The 18,688-nt window shown below is 72.6% G+C and carries 15 protein-coding genes; 5 read left to right on the top strand and 10 right to left on the bottom strand.

Annotated elements, in window-relative coordinates; all coding sequences use genetic code 11:
* Window positions 1-7: 7 nt before the first annotated feature.
* Window positions 8-1,510, bottom strand: coding sequence for a glucose-6-phosphate dehydrogenase (zwf, locus tag J2S44_RS33500; RefSeq protein ID WP_310422186.1), 1,503 nt, complete (start codon window positions 1,508-1,510; stop codon window positions 8-10).
* A 173-nt stretch (window positions 1,511-1,683) separates the two neighbouring features.
* Between zwf and J2S44_RS33495 the strand changes: the two genes are divergently transcribed.
* Window positions 1,684-2,916, top strand: coding sequence for an MFS transporter (locus J2S44_RS33495; protein WP_310422183.1), 1,233 nt, complete (start codon window positions 1,684-1,686; stop codon window positions 2,914-2,916).
* Window positions 2,917-3,156: 240 nt separating this feature from the next.
* Here the strand turns inward: J2S44_RS33495 and J2S44_RS33490 are convergent, their stop codons facing one another.
* From J2S44_RS33490 to J2S44_RS33480, 3 genes are all read right to left on the bottom strand, one after another.
* Window positions 3,157-3,372 (bottom strand): hypothetical protein, encoded by a 216-nt coding sequence (locus J2S44_RS33490; protein ID WP_310422180.1) that lies wholly within the window; start codon window positions 3,370-3,372, stop codon window positions 3,157-3,159.
* 324 nt (window positions 3,373-3,696) lie between these two features.
* A complete protein-coding gene (locus tag J2S44_RS33485; RefSeq protein ID WP_310422176.1) occupies window positions 3,697-4,281 on the bottom strand; it encodes a helix-turn-helix domain-containing protein in 585 nt (194 codons plus the stop codon).
* A 39-nt stretch (window positions 4,282-4,320) separates the two neighbouring features.
* Window positions 4,321-6,156, bottom strand: coding sequence for a LuxR C-terminal-related transcriptional regulator (locus J2S44_RS33480; RefSeq protein WP_310422173.1), 1,836 nt, complete (start codon window positions 6,154-6,156; stop codon window positions 4,321-4,323).
* 91 nt (window positions 6,157-6,247) lie between these two features.
* On the opposite strand from J2S44_RS33480, the gene J2S44_RS33475 reads away from it, so the two are divergent.
* The 4 genes from J2S44_RS33475 to J2S44_RS33460 are packed head-to-tail and all read left to right on the top strand — an operon-like array spanning window position 6,248 to window position 10,920.
* Window positions 6,248-7,063: an alpha/beta fold hydrolase gene (locus tag J2S44_RS33475; protein WP_310422171.1), complete on the top strand. Its 816-nt coding sequence runs from the start codon at window positions 6,248-6,250 to the stop codon at window positions 7,061-7,063.
* On the top strand, window positions 7,020-7,961 hold the full coding sequence (locus J2S44_RS33470) for a hypothetical protein (protein WP_310422169.1): 942 nt from the start codon (window positions 7,020-7,022) through the stop codon (window positions 7,959-7,961). Before J2S44_RS33475 ends, J2S44_RS33470 begins: the two co-directional genes overlap by 44 nt.
* Window positions 7,951-10,140 carry a hypothetical protein gene (locus J2S44_RS33465; RefSeq protein WP_310422167.1) on the top strand — a complete coding sequence of 730 codons (2,190 nt, stop codon included), beginning with the start codon at window positions 7,951-7,953 and terminating at the stop codon, window positions 10,138-10,140. The genes J2S44_RS33470 and J2S44_RS33465 overlap by 11 nt, the downstream gene beginning before the upstream one ends.
* 15 nt (window positions 10,141-10,155) lie before the next feature.
* Window positions 10,156-10,920 carry a hypothetical protein gene (locus tag J2S44_RS33460; protein WP_310422164.1) on the top strand — a complete coding sequence of 255 codons (765 nt, stop codon included), beginning with the start codon at window positions 10,156-10,158 and terminating at the stop codon, window positions 10,918-10,920.
* A gap of 64 nt (window positions 10,921-10,984) precedes the next feature.
* Here J2S44_RS33460 and J2S44_RS33455 read toward each other — a convergent pair whose 3' ends face one another.
* From J2S44_RS33455 to J2S44_RS33430, 6 genes are all read right to left on the bottom strand, one after another.
* On the bottom strand, window positions 10,985-11,266 hold the full coding sequence (locus J2S44_RS33455) for an excalibur calcium-binding domain-containing protein (protein WP_310422161.1): 282 nt from the start codon (window positions 11,264-11,266) through the stop codon (window positions 10,985-10,987).
* 170 nt (window positions 11,267-11,436) lie between these two features.
* Window positions 11,437-11,604 carry a hypothetical protein gene (locus tag J2S44_RS33450; RefSeq protein WP_310422158.1) on the bottom strand — a complete coding sequence of 56 codons (168 nt, stop codon included), beginning with the start codon at window positions 11,602-11,604 and terminating at the stop codon, window positions 11,437-11,439.
* Between the two features lie 19 nt (window positions 11,605-11,623).
* Window positions 11,624-14,878 carry an RHS repeat-associated core domain-containing protein gene (locus J2S44_RS33445; RefSeq protein WP_310422155.1) on the bottom strand — a complete coding sequence of 1,085 codons (3,255 nt, stop codon included), beginning with the start codon at window positions 14,876-14,878 and terminating at the stop codon, window positions 11,624-11,626.
* A 272-nt stretch (window positions 14,879-15,150) separates the two neighbouring features.
* Window positions 15,151-15,798 carry a TetR/AcrR family transcriptional regulator gene (locus J2S44_RS33440; protein WP_310422149.1) on the bottom strand — a complete coding sequence of 216 codons (648 nt, stop codon included), beginning with the start codon at window positions 15,796-15,798 and terminating at the stop codon, window positions 15,151-15,153.
* Between the two features lie 228 nt (window positions 15,799-16,026).
* Window positions 16,027-17,487, bottom strand: coding sequence for a class I adenylate-forming enzyme family protein (locus J2S44_RS33435; protein WP_310422147.1), 1,461 nt, complete (start codon window positions 17,485-17,487; stop codon window positions 16,027-16,029).
* Entirely contained in the window at window positions 17,484-18,686 is a 1,203-nt protein-coding gene (locus J2S44_RS33430; protein ID WP_310422144.1) for an acyl-CoA dehydrogenase family protein, read from the bottom strand. Before J2S44_RS33430 ends, J2S44_RS33435 begins: the two co-directional genes overlap by 4 nt.
* Window positions 18,687-18,688: the final 2 nt, after the last annotated feature.

Here is an 18,688-nt window from a genome sequence, read left to right as displayed (position 1 = left end):
TCGGACATCAGCTGTTGTGCCAGGCCCGGCCGTCGCGCTCGAGCAGCCGGTCGGCCTCGGCCGGGCCCCAGGACGCCGCCTCGTAGAGCGGGACCGGCGTGCGGTCCGCGGCCCACGTCTGCAGGATCGGGTCGACGATCCGCCAGCACTGCTCGACCTCGTCCGAGCGGATGAACAGCGTCGGGTCGCCCTTGAGCGCGTCGAGCAGCAGCCGCTCGTACGCCTCCGGCGACTCCTCGCGGAACGAGCTGCCGTAGGAGAAGTCCATGGTCGCGGACCGGACCCGGAAGTCGTGGCCCGGCACCTTGGCGCCGAAGCGGAGCGTGATGCCCTCGTCCGGCTGGATGCGCAGGATCAGCGCGTCCGGGGCGAGGTCCTTGGCCTGGCCGACCGGGATCGGCAGGTGCGGCGGCCGCTGGAACTGGAGCATGACCTCGGTGACGCGCTTCGGCAGGCGCTTGCCGGTGCGGATGTAGAACGGCACGCCGGCCCACCGCCAGTTGTCGACGTCCAGGCGCAGCGCGGCGAACGTCTCCGTACGGCTGAGCGGGTTGACGCCCTTCTCGTCCCGGTAGCCGGGCATCAGGTCCTGCTCGGTGCCGCCCCGGGTGTACTGGCCGCGCACCGCGATCCGGGAGATGTCCCGGTTCGTGGGCAGCCGGATCGCCTGCAGCAGCTTGACCTTCTCGTTGCGCACGTTCTCCGCCTCGAACGAGGACGGCGGCTCCATCAGCGCGAGCGCGAGCACCTGGAGCACGTGGTTCTGCAGGATGTCACGGGTCGCGCCGGCCGTCTCGTAGAAGCTGCCGCGGGTGCCGACGCCGAGCGTCTCCGCCACGGTGATCTGCACGTGGTCGACCCAGGTGCGGTTCCAGATCGGCTCGAAGATCGCGTTGGCGAAGCGCAGCGCCAGCAGGTTCTGGACCGTGTCCTTGCCCAGGTAGTGGTCGATCCGGAAGACCTGGGACTCGTCGAACGCGCTGTGCACGGTGCCGTCGAGCTCGCGGGCCGACTCCAGGTCGTGCCCGTACGGCTTCTCGATCATGATGCGGGAGAACGCGCCCGGCCGCGGCTCGTTCAGGCCCGCGTCCTTGAGCCCGTTCACCACGTGCGGGAACGCCTCCGGCGGCGTGGCCAGGTAGAACGCGCGGTTGCCGGCCGTGCCGCGCTCCACGTCCAGCTGGTCCAGCAGTTCCCGGAGCCGACGGTACGTGTCCGGGTCGTCGTAACCACCGGCGACGTACCGGAAGCCGTCGTTGAGGTCCGGGAACACCGACTGCCCGCCGGTCATCCGGGTGCGGAAATCCTCGTCGGACATCTGCGAGCGGGCCACGCCGACCACCGCGAACTGCGCCGGCAGCCGCTTGTGGCGCGCCAGGTTCTCGACCGCGGGGCCGAGCTTGCGGGCGGTCAGGTCACCGGACGCACCGAAGATCACCAGGACGCCGGCGGGGGCACGGCGGTGATCCTCGGGGAAAGCGGTTTCCGGGGCCGGCAGTTCGTCAGTCATCAAGACCTCCACGGTTGACACGGAACACACGAACATTCTGTCGGTCCGGTTTCTCGCCGGACCGGGCCGGGCATGATCACTGACAGACACCCCCACTGTCACGTGCGCCGGGGCGGATCCGGTTCAAGTCTTCCCAAAGAGACCGGATCGCGGGAGCCGGATAGGTTACATACATGGGTGATCTTGAGGACAGCACCGGATTCTCGCTCCGGCAACTCGGGCTCACGGTCTACCTCCCGGCCACCGTCTACTCGATCGGGCACGCCTCCATCCTGCCCGTCGTCGCGGTCAGCGCGGTGGAACTCGGCGCGTCCCTGAGCGTCGGCGGGCTGATGGTCGGCCTGATCGGGCTCGGGCAGGTGGCCGGCGCGCTGCCGTCCGGCTCCCTGATCACCCGGTTCGGTGAACGCGCCGCCATGCTCCTCGCCACCGTACTTCTCGTACCCGCGCTCCTGGTCGCGATCGCCGCACCCGCGGTCTGGGCGCTCGGCGCGGCCGTGTTCGTGATCGGCCTGGCCGCCGCGCTGTGGGGCGTCGCCCGCCAGGCGTACATGGCGGAGGCGGTCCCGGTCGAGATGCGCGCCCGCGCGCTCTCCACCCTCGGCGGCGTCAGCCGGATAGGCGCGTTCGCCGGCCCGTTCGCGTCCGCCGCCGTGATGGTCTTCCTGGGTACGGCCGGCGCGTACTGGGTCTACGTGATCTGCGCGCTGCTGGCCGGCTCGCTGCTGATGACGCTGCCCCCGATCGCCCACGACCGGCGCGGGTCCACCCCGCCGACCCGCCTCCGGGACGTCGTCCGGGAACACCGCCGGGTGCTCGGCACGGTCGGCGCGGGCGCCCTGATGATCTCCGTGATGCGCGTGTCCCGGCAGACCGTGATCCCGCTGTGGGGCACCCACCTCGGCCTGTCCCCCACCGCGCTCGCGGTCATCTTCGGCATCTCCGGCGGCGTCGACATGTTGCTCTTCTACCCCGGCGGCGCCATCATGGACCGGTTCGGCCGCCGCGCCGTCGCGCTGCCGTCCATGTCGGTCCTCGCGGTCGCGCACGCGCTGCTCCCGCTCGCCTCCGGCCCGATCTCGCTGACCATGGTCGGCGTGCTGATGGGCCTCGGCAACGGCCTCTCCGCCGGCGTCGTCATGACGCTCGGCGCCGACGCCTCCCCCGCCGCCGGCCGCGCCCAGTTCCTCGGCGCCTGGCGCCTCTGCGCCGACCTCGGCAACGGCGGCGGCCCGCTGCTGATCAGCGGGATCATCGCGGCGTTCTCGCTGCCCGCCGCGGTCCTGACGATGGCCGCCGTCGGCGTCGCCGCGGTCACCACGCTCTGGCGTTTCGTCCCCCACCACCGCGTCGGTCCCGGCGATCCCCCGCCCGCGGCCGGCCCACCACGCGCACCCGGCCGCTGACCCACCACCCGCACCCGGCCGCCAGCCAGCACCCGGCCGCCGACCCACCACCCACACCCGGCCGCCGACCCACGACCCGCACCCGGCGGCCGACCCACCACCCGCGCCGGTCGCCGGGCCGCCGGGCCGCCGGGAAGCATGCCGTGACCCGGCGCCGGTCGCTCCTCAGCGCCCCACGGTGACGCCGTCGACGTCCAGGCCGTTCGTCAGCCAGCCACCGCGGGCCTTCGGCAGCAGGTCTCAGGAGGCCGACTCGGCCCGGCCGTGCCGGACCACCACGACGACCCGCGACTCGCCGATGAAGTCGCAGACGACCGTGGAGGTGGGAAGAGCCCTTCGGATCCGCGCCCAGCCCTCGGCGTCGATCTCGTCGACCCGCGGCCCCGGCTCGGCCCAGGTCACCCCGGCCTTCGGCGGCGCCGCGGGCAGCCGGCGCAGGCCCTCGGCCGCCTCCACCGACCCCGGCCCCGCGACGCCCGGGCCCGGCCGTCCGTGATCGCCGAGATGAACCAGCGCACCGAACCTGGGTAAACCGCCGGGCTCGCACTCGTCCGCCGTCGGATCAGCTTCCGTCAGATCCGCCGCTGTCGGATCCGCCGCTGCGGGGCGTGGCCGTGCCGGGCGCCGGCGGAGCCGTCACCGCACCCAGCACCACGGCGGCACCGGCCGCCGCCAGGATGCCTCGCAGACCCCACCGCCTCATCCCGCCCCCGCCCCTCGCCGGACACGCCACTCACCCACCGCGTTCGGTCGCGCCGCGAGGACACTGAGCCGAAACGGTCAGTGGGATCGCGGGCGGGCGCGGAGGTGCGCGCGCTCGCCCTGGGTGCCGAAGAGACTGAGGAACTCGACGGGTTCGGTGTCGGCGGCGCCGAACCAGTGCGGGACCCGGGTGTCGAACTCCGCGGCCTCACCCGGCTCCAGGATCAGGTCGTGGTCGCCGAGGACGGTGCGGAGCCGGCCGTTGAGGACGTACAGCCACTCGTAGCCCTCGTGCGTCTGCAGTTCGGGGGCGCGCCGGCCGTCACCGGGACCGATGACCATCTTGAAGGCCTGGATGCCGCCGGCGCGCTTCGTCAGCGGGATGACGGTCATCCCGTTCATGGTGGCGGGACGGAGGTGGATGCGCGGGTCACCGGTCTGCGGCGCGCCGACCAGGTCGTCGAGCGTCACACCGTGGGCGCGGGCGAGCGGCAGCAACTGTTCGAGCGTGGGGCGGCGGTCACCGGACTCCAGGCGGGACAGCGTGCTGACCGAGATGCCGGTGGCGGCGGAGAGCGCGGCGAGCGTGGTCTCCCGCTGTTTGCGCAGCGCACGCAGGCGCGGGCCGACCGCGTCGAGCGTCCTGCCGAGGTCGTCGTCCATGCCGCCAGCTTGCCACCGCGGCAAATCGCTTTGCCGGCGTCACGTGATCATCTTGGCCAGCGCCACGCGCGAGCTGATGCCGAGCCGATGGAAGATGTTGCGCATGTGGTGATCGACGGTGCGGGTGCTGAGGAACAGCCGCGCGGCCACCTCCCGGTTCGTCGCGCCGGCCGCGACCAGGCGGGCGATCTGCAACTGCTGCGCGGTCAGCGGCACGGTCGCCCCGGCCGGCCGGGCGGCGCCGCCGCACACCCGCAGCTCGGCGCGGGCCTGCTCGGCCCACGGCCGGGCACCGCACCGCACGAACGCGTCGAGCGCGGCGCCGATCTGCTCGCGCGCCTGGCCGGGCCGCCGCCGGCGGCGCAGATCACGACCGAACAGCAGCTGGGTACGCGCCCGCTGGAACTCGCTCTCCCCGGCCAGGTGCAACCGCAGCGCCTCGCGGAAGTGCGCCTCCGCCTCCGCGCTGCCCCGCCGGGCCAGCAACGCGTGACAGCGCGCCGCGAGCGCCCGGCGCAGCGGCTCGCCGGTGCTGGCCGCCCACCGGTCGAACGCGGTCAGCGCCGCCCGCGCCGCACCCGGATCGCCGGCCAGCACGGCCGCCTCCACCAGGTCCGGCGCGGCCATCACGGCGACCAGCACGTGGCCGCGGCCGGTCCGCGGATCCGCGATCCCACCGAGCCGCGCCGCCGCCTCGTGCGGACGCCCGGCCAGCAGATCCAGCACACCGAGCGCCCACCGCGCCAGCGCACGCGGCCGCCCGTGCCCCGCCCCGGTCCACCCCGCCCCGGACCGCTCCCCACCCAACCCGGCCGCACCCAACCCAGCCGCACCCGGCCCAGCCGCACCCAATCCAGCCGCACCCGGCCACGCAGCACCGGGGCGCGCCGGCCGGACGTGCACCGTGCCGGCCTGGGCGAGGCGCCATCGGCACGCCGCCCGGTCGCCGCGCAGCGCGGCCAGCAGCGCGAGCATGGCGAGGTGGTTGTCCGCGTCGGCCGGGCGGCCCGCGTCCGTCGCCGCGCGGGCACCGGCCAGTGCCGTGCTCACCGCCGCGTCATGGGCGCCGCGCCAGAGCTCCGCCGTGCCCTTCAGCTCCAGGGCCCGGGGTACGGCGGCGATGTCGCCGCCGGCTGTCGCGATCGCCTCCGCGCGGGCCGCGAACCGCAGCGCCGCGTCGTCGTCACCGCACACGAGCGCCGCCGCACTGCCTCGCAACAGCTCGGTCACCCCCACCCGGCCGCCGTCCACGCCCTCGGCGAACGTAACGACCCGGCGTAGCGCCACCACAGCGTCCGGATAGCGTCCCTCGAACAGCGCGCCGAACCCGTCGATCTGCGCCAGCAGCGCCGGCGAGACCCCCTCGGCCCGGCCACCCGCCGCGCGGCGCACCACCTCCGCATACCGGAAGTGATCGCCGAGGAAGCAGATCGCCTCCCCCGCGCGGACCAGCGCGTCCGCCCGTGCCGGCCCGGCCAGCGAGTCCGCGGCCGCCAGCAGGCCGGACAGCGCCACGTCGGGATCGACGGCCCATATCTCCCGCACCTCCGCCGACCCCGCCTCCGCCGGCCTCGCACCGTCCGAGCCCGCGCCACCCGGCCCCACACCGGCCGGGTCCGCGCCGGGCAGACCCGCACCGACCGGGTCCGCGCCGGCGGAGTCCCCCGCGGCGGGGCCGGAGGCGGGACGGGCCGGCGGGAGCGGTGCCGCCGGGACGCGAGCGGCCGGCTTCGGGACGAGGGCGGCCGCGAGCGCGCGCACCGCCGCCGGGTCACCGCCCGTGCGATCGATGACCGACGATACGAGTGACGCCAGCGCGTCGCGCAGATCGGGGCGGCCCACCCTGGATATCTGCACCGACAATGCATCATCCATCGGGACAGTGTTACGCAGAAGTAACGCGGTTGGGAAGGCCCGGGCGATTCCACCGATGACAAAACACACTCACGGTGCTGATACTGGGGCCATGGCGCAGAGATTCACCTCCTTCGACGGCGTACGGATCAGCTATCAGGAGTGGGGACGGCCGACCGCGGCCCCGCCGGTGATCCTCCACCACGGTTTCGCGGTCGACGCGCGTACCAACTGGGTCCTGCCCGGGATCGTCGACGCCCTGGCGTCGGCCGGCCGGCACGTGGTCGCGCCGGACGCACGCGGCCACGGCGCCTCGGACAAACCCACGGACCCCGCGCGGTACGGCGAGGCGACCATGGCCCGGGACCTGACCGCGCTGCTCGACCGGCTCGGCGCGGCCGAGGCCGACCTGGTCGGCTACTCGATGGGTGGCGTGGTCGCCGCGATCACCGCCGTCACCGACCGCCGGGTCCGCCGCCTGGTGATCGGCGGCGTGGCCGCCAGCCTGGCCGAGCAGGGCGGCGTCGACTCCGGCGTGCTGCCCCGGAGCGAGGTGATCGCGGTGCTGCTGGCCGACAACCCGGCCACGGTCGCCACCTCACCGGCGCTGGCGTTCCGCACGCTGGCGGACGCGGCCGGCGCGGACCGCCGCGCGCTGGCCGCCCAGATCACCGCCGCCCACCACGCCCCGATCCCGCTTCGCGAGATCACCGCGGAGACGCTGGTCCTGACCGGACGGGACGACCCGTTCGCGGCCCGCCCGGAGGTGCTCGCCGCCGCCATCCCGCGCGCCCGGTTCCACCAGGTCCCGGGCGACCACCTCGGCGCGGTCCGCGACCCCACGTTCGCAGCGTCCGTCGTGGACTTCCTCACGGCACCCGGCGGTGCACACCGTACGCATCCGGCCGGCCGGGCGATCGCCCCATGAGTTCCGGTTCGCGGTGGTGCCGTTCCGCCGGCACCACCGCCTCAACCGCGGAGATGCCCTACTTTTAGGACATCTCCGCTCGCACCGCCGTTCAGGATGGCTTGTCCGTCACATCGGGCACCGCCGCCTGAGGGGAGTGCGCAGCGTGTCCACGTACGATCTGCCCGTCCGACGACTTCTGGTCGCCGTCGACATGGAGAACTACAGCCGACGGGACAACGTCCTACAGTTCCGCGCGCAGGCTGACCTGCAGAAGATCCTGGCCTCGGCCGCCGACGACCTGGGTTTCGATCGCTCCGCCTGGTGGACCCAGCCGCAGGGCGACGGTGAACTGGCCGTCCTGCCCGAGGGCACCAACGAGATCCGGATCGTCACCCGGCTCACCGCCACGCTCGACCGGCTGCTCCGTGAGCACAACCGGGGCTTGACGGAGGAGGCCCGGGTGCGGTTGCGGCTCGCCATGCACGAGGGCATCGTCCACCTCGACGGTGCGACCGGGGCCGCCGGAGCCGCCGCCGTCACCGTCTGCCGTCTTCGGGATGCGGAACCCGCCAGGGCCGCGCTGCGGCGGTTCCCACATGCGAACGTCGTACTGATCATCTCGGACCGGCTGTTCGAGGACATCGTCCGCCACTACCACGACGCACGGCCGGATCGGTTCGCTCGAGTGGTGGCGGACGTTCCCGGGAAGGGCTTCACCGAGCCCGCCTGGATCCATGTCCCGGACGAGGACGCCACGCTTCCCGGCCCGCGACCGGACCGGACCGCCGGGGACGATCGGCCCGCCGGCCGGTCGTCCCCGGACGGGTACCGCCACATCCATAACAGCGGCGCGCTTGCGCTGGGTGACGGCAACACCGTGTCGAACCGTCAGACGGGCAGATTCGATGACCGATGACGACGCCGCCCGGACGAAATCGGAACAGGCGCCCGAACCCGGGAACAGTGCCGCGGGCGGCGCACAGGCGGGCACCGGCGGGCCCGGGACCAGCGGTGAGCCGCGGCCGAGCGGGAGCGGCAAGGAAGAGCAGGACGGGATCGTCCGCGAAGGGTTCACCCGTAACTCGTTCCGGGTCGGCCCGAACGTGGACGAGGAGCTCTACTACTCGGTCACGTCGACCGGTGCCACCGTCATCGGGGACCACAGTTCGGCGGCCAATGCCCAGATCTACATCGGTACGGACGACAAGCCGGGACCACAGGCCGGTCTGATCACCGGCCTCGACGACCTGCAGCGGGTCTACGCGCCCGCGCCGTCCGACCGGGACCTCGACGAACTCCTCGGGCAGCGCCACGTGGTCTGCCTGACCGGAGCTCCGGGCACCGGCCGTTTCACGACGGCCCGGGTCCTGCTGGCACGGCGCCACGGCGAGGACAGCATCCGGGAGATCTTCCTGCCGGCGAGGGTCGATCCGGAGAGCCTCTGTGCCGACAAGACCGTGCCGGTCGAGGGCGCCGGGCACATCCTGCGACTGCCAGGCGGGGACGGTGCACGACTCGCGCGCCTCCTGGAAGAACGTTTTCGGCAGCGCAAGGCGAGTCTGGTGCTGATCCGCGATCTGAATGCCCACCGGGCCACGGAGGCGGGGGCCGAGGTACGGCACGAGCGGCCGGACCCGGCGGACGTGTTCGAGCGGCATCTCTGCCACCTGCTGCGCCGGGTCGACGGCGCCGAGTGCCGGGACGCCTGCGGGGCGGACGGCTGCCGCAGCAGGTACGTCCGCGACTGCCTGGGGATGTCGAACCTGCGGAAGGCGCTCGCCGATCAGTACCGGCCCGCCGACATCGTCGCGATCGCAGCGACCGTGGCGCGTCACCTGCCCACCGACGAGCAAGCCATGCAGCGGTCGCTGGCGACCACGCCACCGCAACTACGAAGCCGGGCGATCTCCATTCTGCTGCCCGGGGAGGCCGCGGACCGTCTGCGTCACCAACGGATCGGGCAGTACGAACGGGCCTTCCGCATCGCCTATGCCGTTTTCCTGCACCAGCCGCTCCGCTACGTCCTGAACGCCACCGGCCTGCTCCTCGGCCTGATCGACGAGGAGGCTCGACGGCCTGACCTGGGGCGTCCGGCGCTCGAGCACCCGGTGGACGAGTTGCTCGGTGACGTGCTGCGGCAGGACTGGAACGACGGACGCAGCGGTGATCCGGGCGCATCCCGGCGGGTGCACCTGCGCAATTCGGCCATGCGTGGGGCGATCCTCAGCGTGGCGTGGCACGAGTTCGACAACAGCCGGTCGGCGTTGCTGCGCTGGCTGGGCAGGCTGGCCCAGGACGGTGACGCGACCGCGCGGCGGGCGAGCGCGGAGATCGCCGGGCTGCTCGCGCACCACGAGTTCGAGCAGGTGTACGAGGAGCTGATCGACGGCTGGGCGCAGTCGCCCCGGCCGTCCGTGCGCGAGGCGGCCGCCCTCGCGACCGCGGTGGCGGATCGTGGCGGCGAGGTGGGCACGCAGGTCCGCGAGAAGGTGCGCGAATGGGTCCATAACGGCACCAACCGTCAGCGCGACACCGCGGTCCTCGTGTACGCCGGCGGCATGCACCAGCCGCACCTCGGCTGGGAACTGGCCGATCTGCGGCGGATCGCGAAGGACCGGATGCAGCGGCACAACCAGGTGATCGCGGAAGCGATCTATCAGCTCTACCAGCCGGCCGCGGCCGGTGCGATCGTCGCCGAGCTGAGCCGGTGGCGGACGGTCGTGCCGGCTGGGCGGCACGCGGTACGCGCGTGGCTCGCGCTCGCGGAGCGCCCCGCGTCCGACGGCATCAGCCCCGAGATGCTGGCCCGGCTGAACAGCGGCGACGTCGACCCACGGCACGTCGCCGCGCTCTGGCGGTCGGCGCTGCTGTCCCGGGAACGGCCGCCGAAGGGCAGACCGGAGTCGTCGCGGGCCTGGGATCTGTTCGGCGAATGGATGCACCGGGCCGACGCGGCACCGGCCCTCCGCGCATCGATGCTCGAACTGCTCCGCAGGCTGGCCGTCACACCTGCCCTGTACCAACGCCTCTGCTTCTACCTGCCGCGAATCTTCGCGAACGCCGGCCGCCTGCCGGACTGGCTCGACACCGTCTGACCCGAGGAGCCGACCATGACGACGGAAACCCACGTGCCGTTCCGCACCAGGCTCTGGCGCGCGATCGTGGCTGCGGTTCGCGGCCCCGACCCGGTCCCCGAGCCGGAGCCGGGACGGATCACCGAGCGGCAGGAGTCCACCGAGCCGATCATCGTGGCCGCGCACGGCCAGGTGTTCGACTTCCTTGTCCGTCCCTCGTACACGTGGACGGCGCACGGAGTGGAACGCCCGGTCCTCCGGAGCTGGCTGCCGCACCTGACTGCGATCGCCCGGCGGGAGCTGACCGAGTTGGCCGCCGGGCTGGCGCGGAAGCATCCACCGCACGACGCGCTGCCGTTCGAGACCGCGCTGAACGAGGCGCTCGGTCTCCGTGACTGGCGCTTCGACCGGCGTGACGCCGAGATCCGCTGCCGTCCCCGGGTCCGCGTACTGCTCGACGCCCGGGTCCGCGACCAGATCCAGCCGTTCCTGGAGCGGCAGATCGAGCAGCAGTACCGCCACGATCTGGAGGTGCAACGCGCCGCACTGCTCAAGACACGTGTCCAGGTCTGGCTCGACGTGCTGGCCGGCATGATCGATAAACCGCTGGTCTCCGGTGCCACAGAGCTGACCGACGATCAGCTGTCCACGGTCATGGCCCGGCTGATCGCGGACCGGAAAGCCGTCACCGACATGCTGAACGATCTGATGACCGAACCGGGCGATATCGACGACTTCGAGCGGGCGCGTTTCGAGGAGATGGTCGCACAGATCCGGCGAGAGGAGGGACTCGCTCCGTAGCGGACCGCCGGGGACGATTGCCGCCTGCACGGCCGGGGCACCGATCGGTGCCCCGGCCGTACGGTCAGCGCTTCTCGCAGGCGACGCCGTCGCGGTCGCGGTCGAGGTGGGTGTTGGCCAGGTAGATCGCGGTGATGACCTTGAACTTGGTGACCGGCTTGGTCTTGCCGCGCACCCTGTCGATCGCGCCGTACTTCGCGACGCCGTGCGGGTGGTCCGCGTTCATCGCGGCGCAGTTCCGGTAAACCGGCGGCTTCTTCGGCGCCGCCGTCGCGGTCCCCGCGCTCAGCGCGAGCCCGGGTCCCACCAGCGCCGCCACCAGCAGCACCCGCATCGTTCGTGACATTCCGCCCCCAAACCGAAGATCAAAGCCGACAGCCCAGATCCTCACGGGTACGGGAAGTCCGCGCGCCACAACGGAACCGCTTCACCCGCCGGAGTGATCAGCCCTCCGCCGGTCCTCGCGGCCGGTGGCGCCCGGTGGGGCGGACCCGGCGGGCCCGCCCCACGGTGTCGTCAGCTCAGTGCGGCCACGACGTTGACCACGAGGCTGACCAGCAGTACGGCCAACGCGATGACGTTCAGCCGGCGGCGACCGGCCGGGTCCTTCGCCCGCAGCGCGGCGAGCAGCAGGACGAGGGCGACGGCGCCGAGAACGGCACCGATGATCAACAGGGTTCTCATGCGTACGCTCCCGGTCGGCTCAGTCGCAGAAGATGCTCGACAGGAATCCTGCCGTGACCCCGGCACCGGTCAGACCGGCGGCGATCCCGCCGGCGGTCGACGCCGAGATCGCCACGCCCAGGATCACGCCGCCACCGGCCGCGGCGATCGCGGCGAACGCGGCGGCGCCCAGACCGTACACCAGGGTCTGGATGACCAGGCTGCACACCGCCTGCCCGGTCGGGTCGACGTAGTTGACCGGGTTGCAGCCGGCGTAGGCGTACCGGTTGCCCTGGGCGGGGTCACCGATCAGGTTGAGGCTGTCCTGCTGGGTGAACCGGCCGGTACCGGCGTCGTACCAGCGCTTGCCGAACTTGGTCAGGTCGCCGTGCACCAGTCCCGCGGCGTACCCCAGGACGGTGTGGCCGGTCTCGCCGCCGGCCGTCGCGATGACCTTGCCGTACGGGTCGTAGGTGCGGCTGCCGGCCAACGCGCCGGTGTCGTCGATCAGCCCGACCACCGAGCCGAGCCCGTCGAGGACGTAGAAGTAGTGGTGGTCGGCGGTTCGGTGGCCGAGCGCGTTGCCGTCCCCGTCCCGCTCGATGTGCCGCCACTGCCCGTCGTGGGACTGGTAGAACTGCAGCACCGACTGGCCGTTGCGGTCCTTCAGGCCCCACCAGAGGTCCTTCGCGGACGGGCCCTGCGTGTAGGAGAGTTCGACCTGGTCGGGCCCGGCGTAGTGCAGGGTGCTACCGGCCACCGCGCGGGTCTGGCCGCCGGCGTTGTAGGTGGCGGACTGCGCGGCGCCGCCGTCGGTCTGGTTGCCGGCCCCGTCGTAGCCGAAGCCGCCGGTGGTGACCTGGTTGGCCGAGTTGAAGCTCAGCGACTGGACGGTCACGCCGTCGACCTTCTCGGTCTGCCGGTTGCCGTTGGCGTCGTACCCGTAGTCGTACGTCCGGCCGTTGATGTTCGTGGACCTGGTCAGCCGGTTGGAGCCGTCGAACGAGTGGACCGTGACCGCGCCGCCACGGTGGTGGTCGGTCTGCCACTGCCGCAGCCCGGTGTCGTCGCCGGCCGCGGTGGAGCAGGCGGACGTGCCGGACCGCTTGGCGTAGCAGTAGGAGACGTCGTGGACGACCGACGCGGTGTCGGTGCCGTTCACGCGCTGCCAGCGGGTGGTGGTGGTCCGGGCCAGCCGGCCGGACCGGTCGTAGGCGTTGCGGGTCTCGGCGACGTACTGCGGCCCGGCCTGCGCGACGCTCAGCCGGGTGTACGTACGCCGGCCCTCGTCGTCGTAGCCGAACGTGTAGCGGCCGTCACCGGCCTGCATCGCGGTGAGCAGGTTGCGCACGTCGTACGTGTAGAAGGTGTCGCCGCGCCGGTCGGAGAGCTGGATCAGGTTGCCGACCGCGTCGTAGGCGTACCAGAGCGTGGCACCGCGCTCGACGAGCCGGTTGAGCCGGTCGTACCAGAAGTTCTGGTAGCCGTCGGCGTCCTGCCGGGCGTAGACGTTGCCCGCGCCGTCGTAGGTGTAGGAGACCGCGGTGCTGCCGTCCGAGTACGACACCTTCGTCACCCGGTCGTCCAGGTCGTACTCGTAGGTGGTGGTCCGCCCGGCCCCGTCGGTCGCGGTGCGCAGCCGCCCGAACCGGTCGTAGGTGTAGTCCCGCACGCCGAGCGAGTTCCCGGTCGGCGGCGTGGCGCGGATCAGCTGCTTGTCGGCGTTGTAGGTGTAGACCGTGCCGTTCGTGCCGTTGCCCGGGTCGATCGTCTTCGCCACCGTGCCGTCCGCGTTGTACTCGACCTTCGCCTCGGCGGCGAGCGCGTCCGCGGTGGACAGCCGGTTCCCGGCACCGTTGTAGACGTGGGTGCTCGTGTTGCCCTGCGCGTCCTGTGACGACGACGGCTGGTAGGCGCCGGTCGGGTTGGTCGGCGTGGCCGCGTTCGCGTAGGAGAACTGCACGGACGCGCCGGTCGCGGTGGCCGACTCGGTCAGCGACTGCCCGCCGTTGGCGCCGAACGTGTTGACCGACTCGTTGCCGAGCGCGTCGGTGGACCGCTGCACGTCCTGGTGGACGTTGTAGGTGCGCTCGCGGACCTTCCCGGCCGCGTCGACGGCCCGGGTGACGCGCTTCTCGCCGTTGAGCGTGTACGTGGTGTGCGGTACCGCGGCGACCGCCTGACTCAGGTCGGTGTTCGCGTCCGCCACCAGCGTCTGGCTCGCCGACGGGTAGGCGAACCGGGTGACCGCCGCCTCGGTGGCCGTCGTGCCGTAGAGCCGGCTGACCGAGGTGACCCGGTGCGCGGAGTCGTACGTGAGCGTGGTGATCGCGCCGGGCTCGTTCCACCAGACGCCGCTGATGATCTTCGTGATCCGGTGCTGGGTGTCGTACTCGAAGCGCACGTCCCGCTCGGTGCCGGAGCAGATCTCGGCCAGGTCACCGGCCGCGGTGTAGTTGTACTCCACCCGCCGGGCCTGCACACCGTCGACCGTCTGCGCGATCTTCGCGATGCGGCCGTTCGCGTAACTGACCTGCACCTCACGCGCGGCCGCCGAGCCCCGGGCGGACCGGACCGCGGTGAGCCGGCCGGAGCCGTCGTAGGTGTAGTCGGTGACGTTGTCGTTGCGGTCCAGCACCCGGTCCAGCAGCCCGGCCGCGGTGAAGTACAGCTCGCGGCCGGTCTCGTGCTCGGTCAGCCGCCAGCCGGTGCCGTCCGCGGCCAGTGTCGCCTTGAACTCGCCGGGCGCGGTGTAGCCCGACCCGGTGCTGGTGAACCGGCCCACCACGCCGTCCGAGGCGACGTAGGTGACCGAGTCGTCGTCCGCCTCGATCAGCCGCACGTCCACGCCGGTCCGGGTGCGCCAGCCCGGCCCGAGCGAGCCGGTGTGCAGGTCCGAGCCGAGGAACAGGCTGTTGTGCACGGAGCCGAGCAGCTCGTTCTCCGCGATGCCGGGCAGTGTCAGGTCGGTGGTGCGCACCAGCAGGTTGCCGGAGCCGACGTTGACGTCGAGCGTCACCCGGTCGGTCAGCGCGAACGAGGTCAACGTGGCGTTGCGGCCGGGCCCGGTGCCCTTGGGCACGGATATCGGCCCGGCCGCCATCGCGACCTCGGTGGCCGAGGTGCTGAGCGCGACCGGACCGCCGGCGCCGGGCGACGCCTGCTGGGCCGGCCGGGTCCGCTCGGCGCCGGTGTCGGGTCGCGCCGCGGCCGTCGCGGGGCCCTGCGGCGCCACCACGACCGACGTCATCAGCATGACGCCGGCCACCGCCGGCGCGAATCGTCTCTGTCTCACGTACTTCCTCCCGTGGTCCCCGTAGCTGCGAAGGGCACGGCGAGGGGCCGCGGGCCAGGTGCGGCCCGCGGCCGGGAGAACCCCGTTGACCCCCGTCACGCCCGGTGTTCGAGCGAGTCGACCGTGTCATATGGATGGTCGCCGGGTGGGGCGGGACGGCATCGGTTTCGACATGACGCATGTCCAGACATCAATGTCATGAGATCGTGCGGAACCCGTGCTATGCGACCGGGACCGGGGCTGGCCGCACCCGGGCCGGCCGGGGCCGGCCGTTACTGCGGGAGCGTGGCCATGGCCGTGATCAGCAGCGCGGTGACGGTACGGGACATGGTGGCGCGGGCCTCGTCGGTGGAGAGGCCGAGTTCGTCGCGGAGCAGGGACCAGCCGGCCCAGGTGGTGGTGACGCTGAGCGCGTCGAGGAGCTGGGTGCGGCCGGGGCCGGCGGCGGCGAGTTCGTGGGCGAACAGCGCCTCGAGTTCGGTGCGGACCCGGGCGATGTGCCGTTTGCGGTTGTCCCGGAGCTGGGCGGAGAACGGCTGTTTGATCGTGGCGGCGCGGGCGAGCGGCGCGACGATCTCCAGCATGCGGGCCCGCTGGCGGCAGAACTCGTCGACCCGGGTGGTGAACGGCAGCGTGGGGCTGATCTCGGTCCAGGCGGCCTCCTGGCGGGAGACCAGGAGCGCGTCGGTGGCGGCGAACAGCGTCTCCAGGTCCTTGAAGTTGGTCCAGAGTGCGCGGAGGGAGACGCCGGCGCGCTCGGCGATGCGTTCGCCGGTGGGTTTGAGGTCACCCTCGGAGATCAGCGCGTAGTGGGCCTCGACGATGGCGCGGCGGGTGCGCTCGGCCCGGGCGGTGCGGCCGTCGACTCTGCCAGGAGTGGAATTTCCACCGCCGGCCAGGGCCGTGTGCGAGTCAGCCATGTCCCACCGATTCTGTCGCCGGCGCCGGGCACCGGAGGTCTCCCGGCGCGGGCGCGCCGGGCTTGCGGGGCCGCCGCGCACATCGGCGGGCGCGACGGTCCGGTCGGCGGGGGCGGACCGCAACGGCCGGTCCCGGGGCGCGGGACGCGGGGCCTGGACCCGCCACCGCCCGACCGGCCCCAGGACCGGTCGTCGATCTCCTTCGGCCGGGCCCGGCGCCGCCCGGCATCAGGACGGTGCGGAGATCCCCGCGCGGAGACGCTTCCGGTCCACTTTACCGACCGAGGTCAGCGGGATCGCGTCGACGATGCGGATCTCCCTGGGGTACTTGGTCGCGGACAGCACGGTCTTGGCGTATTCCACCAGGTCGTCGGCGGTCACCGGGGACGAGACGGTGACCATGGCGACCACCTCCTCGCCGAGCCGGTTGTCCGGCCGGCCGACGACGGCGCACCCGGTGACCGCGGGGTGCCGGATCAGCGCCTCCTCCACGTCGCGCGGATACACGTTGTAGCCACCCCTGATGATCACGTCCTTCTTGCGGTCGATGATGGACAGGTACCCGTCGTCGTCGAACGTCCCGACGTCGCCGGTGCGGAGCCAGCCGTCCGGCGTGAAGTCGCGGGTGCCGTCCCAGTAGGCGGCCATCACGTTCGGGCCGGACGCCACGATCTCGCCGGGCTCGCCGGGCGGCACCGGCGAGTCGTCGAAGTCGACCAGCCGCAGCGACACGCCCGGCACCGGCACGCCCACGGTCCCGGGACGGGCCCGGCCCGGCGGCGTGGACGTCAGGATCCCGGCCGTCTCCGTGCATCCGTACCCCTCCAGGATCTGCACGGACGGCACCCGCCGCCGGAACTCGTCCGCGACCGCGCGGGGCAGCGGCGCCGCTCCGGAGAACAGGTAGCGCAGCGACGACAGGTCGACGTTCTCCAGCGGCTCGGCCAGCAACATCGAGATCATCGACGGTACGACCGCGGCCTGCTGCACCCGGAACTCCGCGGCCGCGCGCAGCCACGCGGGCGCGTCGAAGAACCGCAGCAGCACGGTCGACTCCGGCTCCGGGATCTGCTGGGTGCCGACCGTGACCAGCATGCCGTAGGAGTGCGACATCGGCAGCGCGGTCACCGACCGGGAGATCCCGGGCACGAAGCTGACCGCGCGGGACGCCGCCGAGGCCGCGTCGATGTTCGCGTGGGTGAGCGCCACACCCTTGCTGCGCCCGGTGGTCCCGCCGGTGTAGAGCAGCGCGGCGAGTTCGTCGGCGCCCCGGTCGATCAGCGGGCCGTCCTGCTCCTCGTGCGGCGCGAAGTCCACGACGACCGGGATGTCCAGGCCGGCCACCGCGGCCGACACCTTCGGCAGCAACTCGGCCGTGGTGATCACCGCGACCGCGCCGGAGTCGTCGATCATGTGGCGCAGCTCGGCCGGCGTCACCAGGAACACGATCGGCGTGACGACCGCGCCGGCGCGCCAGATCGCGTGATAGCTGATCACCACCTCGGGGCAGTTGGCCATGAACACCACCACCCGGTCGCCGGGCTTCACGCCGAGCTCGCGCAGGCCGGCGCTGAACCGCACGGCGCGGTCGAACAGCTCGCCGGACGAGTGCCAGCGGCCGGCCGCGTGGATCGCCGGGTGGTCGCCGTGCCGGGCGTGCGCGGACTCGAACAGCCGGGCCAGGTTCATGCCGTCCACCTCGCCAGTTCGCGCCGGGCCAGGCCACGGCGGTGCACCTCGTCGGGACCGTCCGCGAGTCGCAGCGTGCGGGCCGCGACCCAGAGCTGGGCGAGCGGCGTGTCCTGGCTGACGCCGCCGGCGCCGTGCGCCTGCACCGCCTTGTCCAGGATCCATTCCACCGTGGACGGTGCGGCGATCTTGATGGCCTGGATCTCGGTGTGCGCGCCGCGGTTGCCCACGGTGTCCATCAGCCAGGCGGTCTTGAACACCAGCAGCCGCAGCTGCTCGATCCGGACGCGCGCCTCGGCGATCCAGTCCTGGACCACGCCCTGGTCCGCGAGCGGCCGGCCGAACGCGACCCGGGACGTCACGCGCCGGCACATCAGCTCGATCGCGCGCTCGGCCATGCCGATCAGCCGCATGCAGTGGTGGATCCGGCCGGGGCCGAGGCGCGCCTGGGAGATCGCGAAACCGTCGCCTTCGGCGCCGATCAGATTCTCCGCCGGTACGCGTACCCCGTCGAAGATGATCTCAGCGTGCCCGCCGTGCGTACCGTCGTCGTAGCCGAACGTCCGCATGCCGCGCACGATCTGCACGCCCGGGGTGTCCCGCGGGACCAGGATCTGGCTCTGCTGGCGATGCCGCTCCGCGGACGGGTCGGTCTTGCCCATCACGATCAGGATCGCGCAGGCCGGATTCATCGCGCCGGTGATGAACCACTTCCGGCCGTTGATCACGTACTCGTCGCCGTCCCGCACGATGCTGGTGGTGATGTTCGTGGCGTCGGACGAGGCGACGTCCGGCTCGGTCATCGCGAACGCGGACCGGATCCGGCCGTCCAGCAGCGGTTCCAGCCACTCCTTGCGCTGCGCGGGCGTGCCGAACTCGGCGAGCAGCTCCATGTTGCCGGTGTCCGGCGCGGCGCAGTTGAGCGCGGCCGGCGCGAGCGCGGGGCTGCGGCCGGTCAGCTCGGCGAGCGGCGCGTACTGCAGGTTCGTCAGGCCGGCGCCGTGCTCGCCGGGCAGGAACAGGTTCCACAGGCCGCGCGACCGGGCCTCGGCCTGCAACTCCGCCAGGATCGGTGGCGGGCTCCAGTCGCCGGCCGGATGCGCCTCGTACGCGGCCTCGGCCGGATGGACGTGCGTGTCCAGGAAGTCGCTGAGCCGCGCGTGGTAGTCCGTCGTGGTCTCGTCGAACGCGAAGTCCATGA

It is taken from the genome of Catenuloplanes niger, assembly GCF_031458255.1.
Taxonomy (GTDB): Bacteria; Actinomycetota; Actinomycetes; order Mycobacteriales; family Micromonosporaceae; genus Catenuloplanes; species Catenuloplanes niger.
The sequence above is the reverse complement of the archived record's forward strand: the minus strand, read 5'-3'. Positions and strand labels throughout refer to the sequence as shown.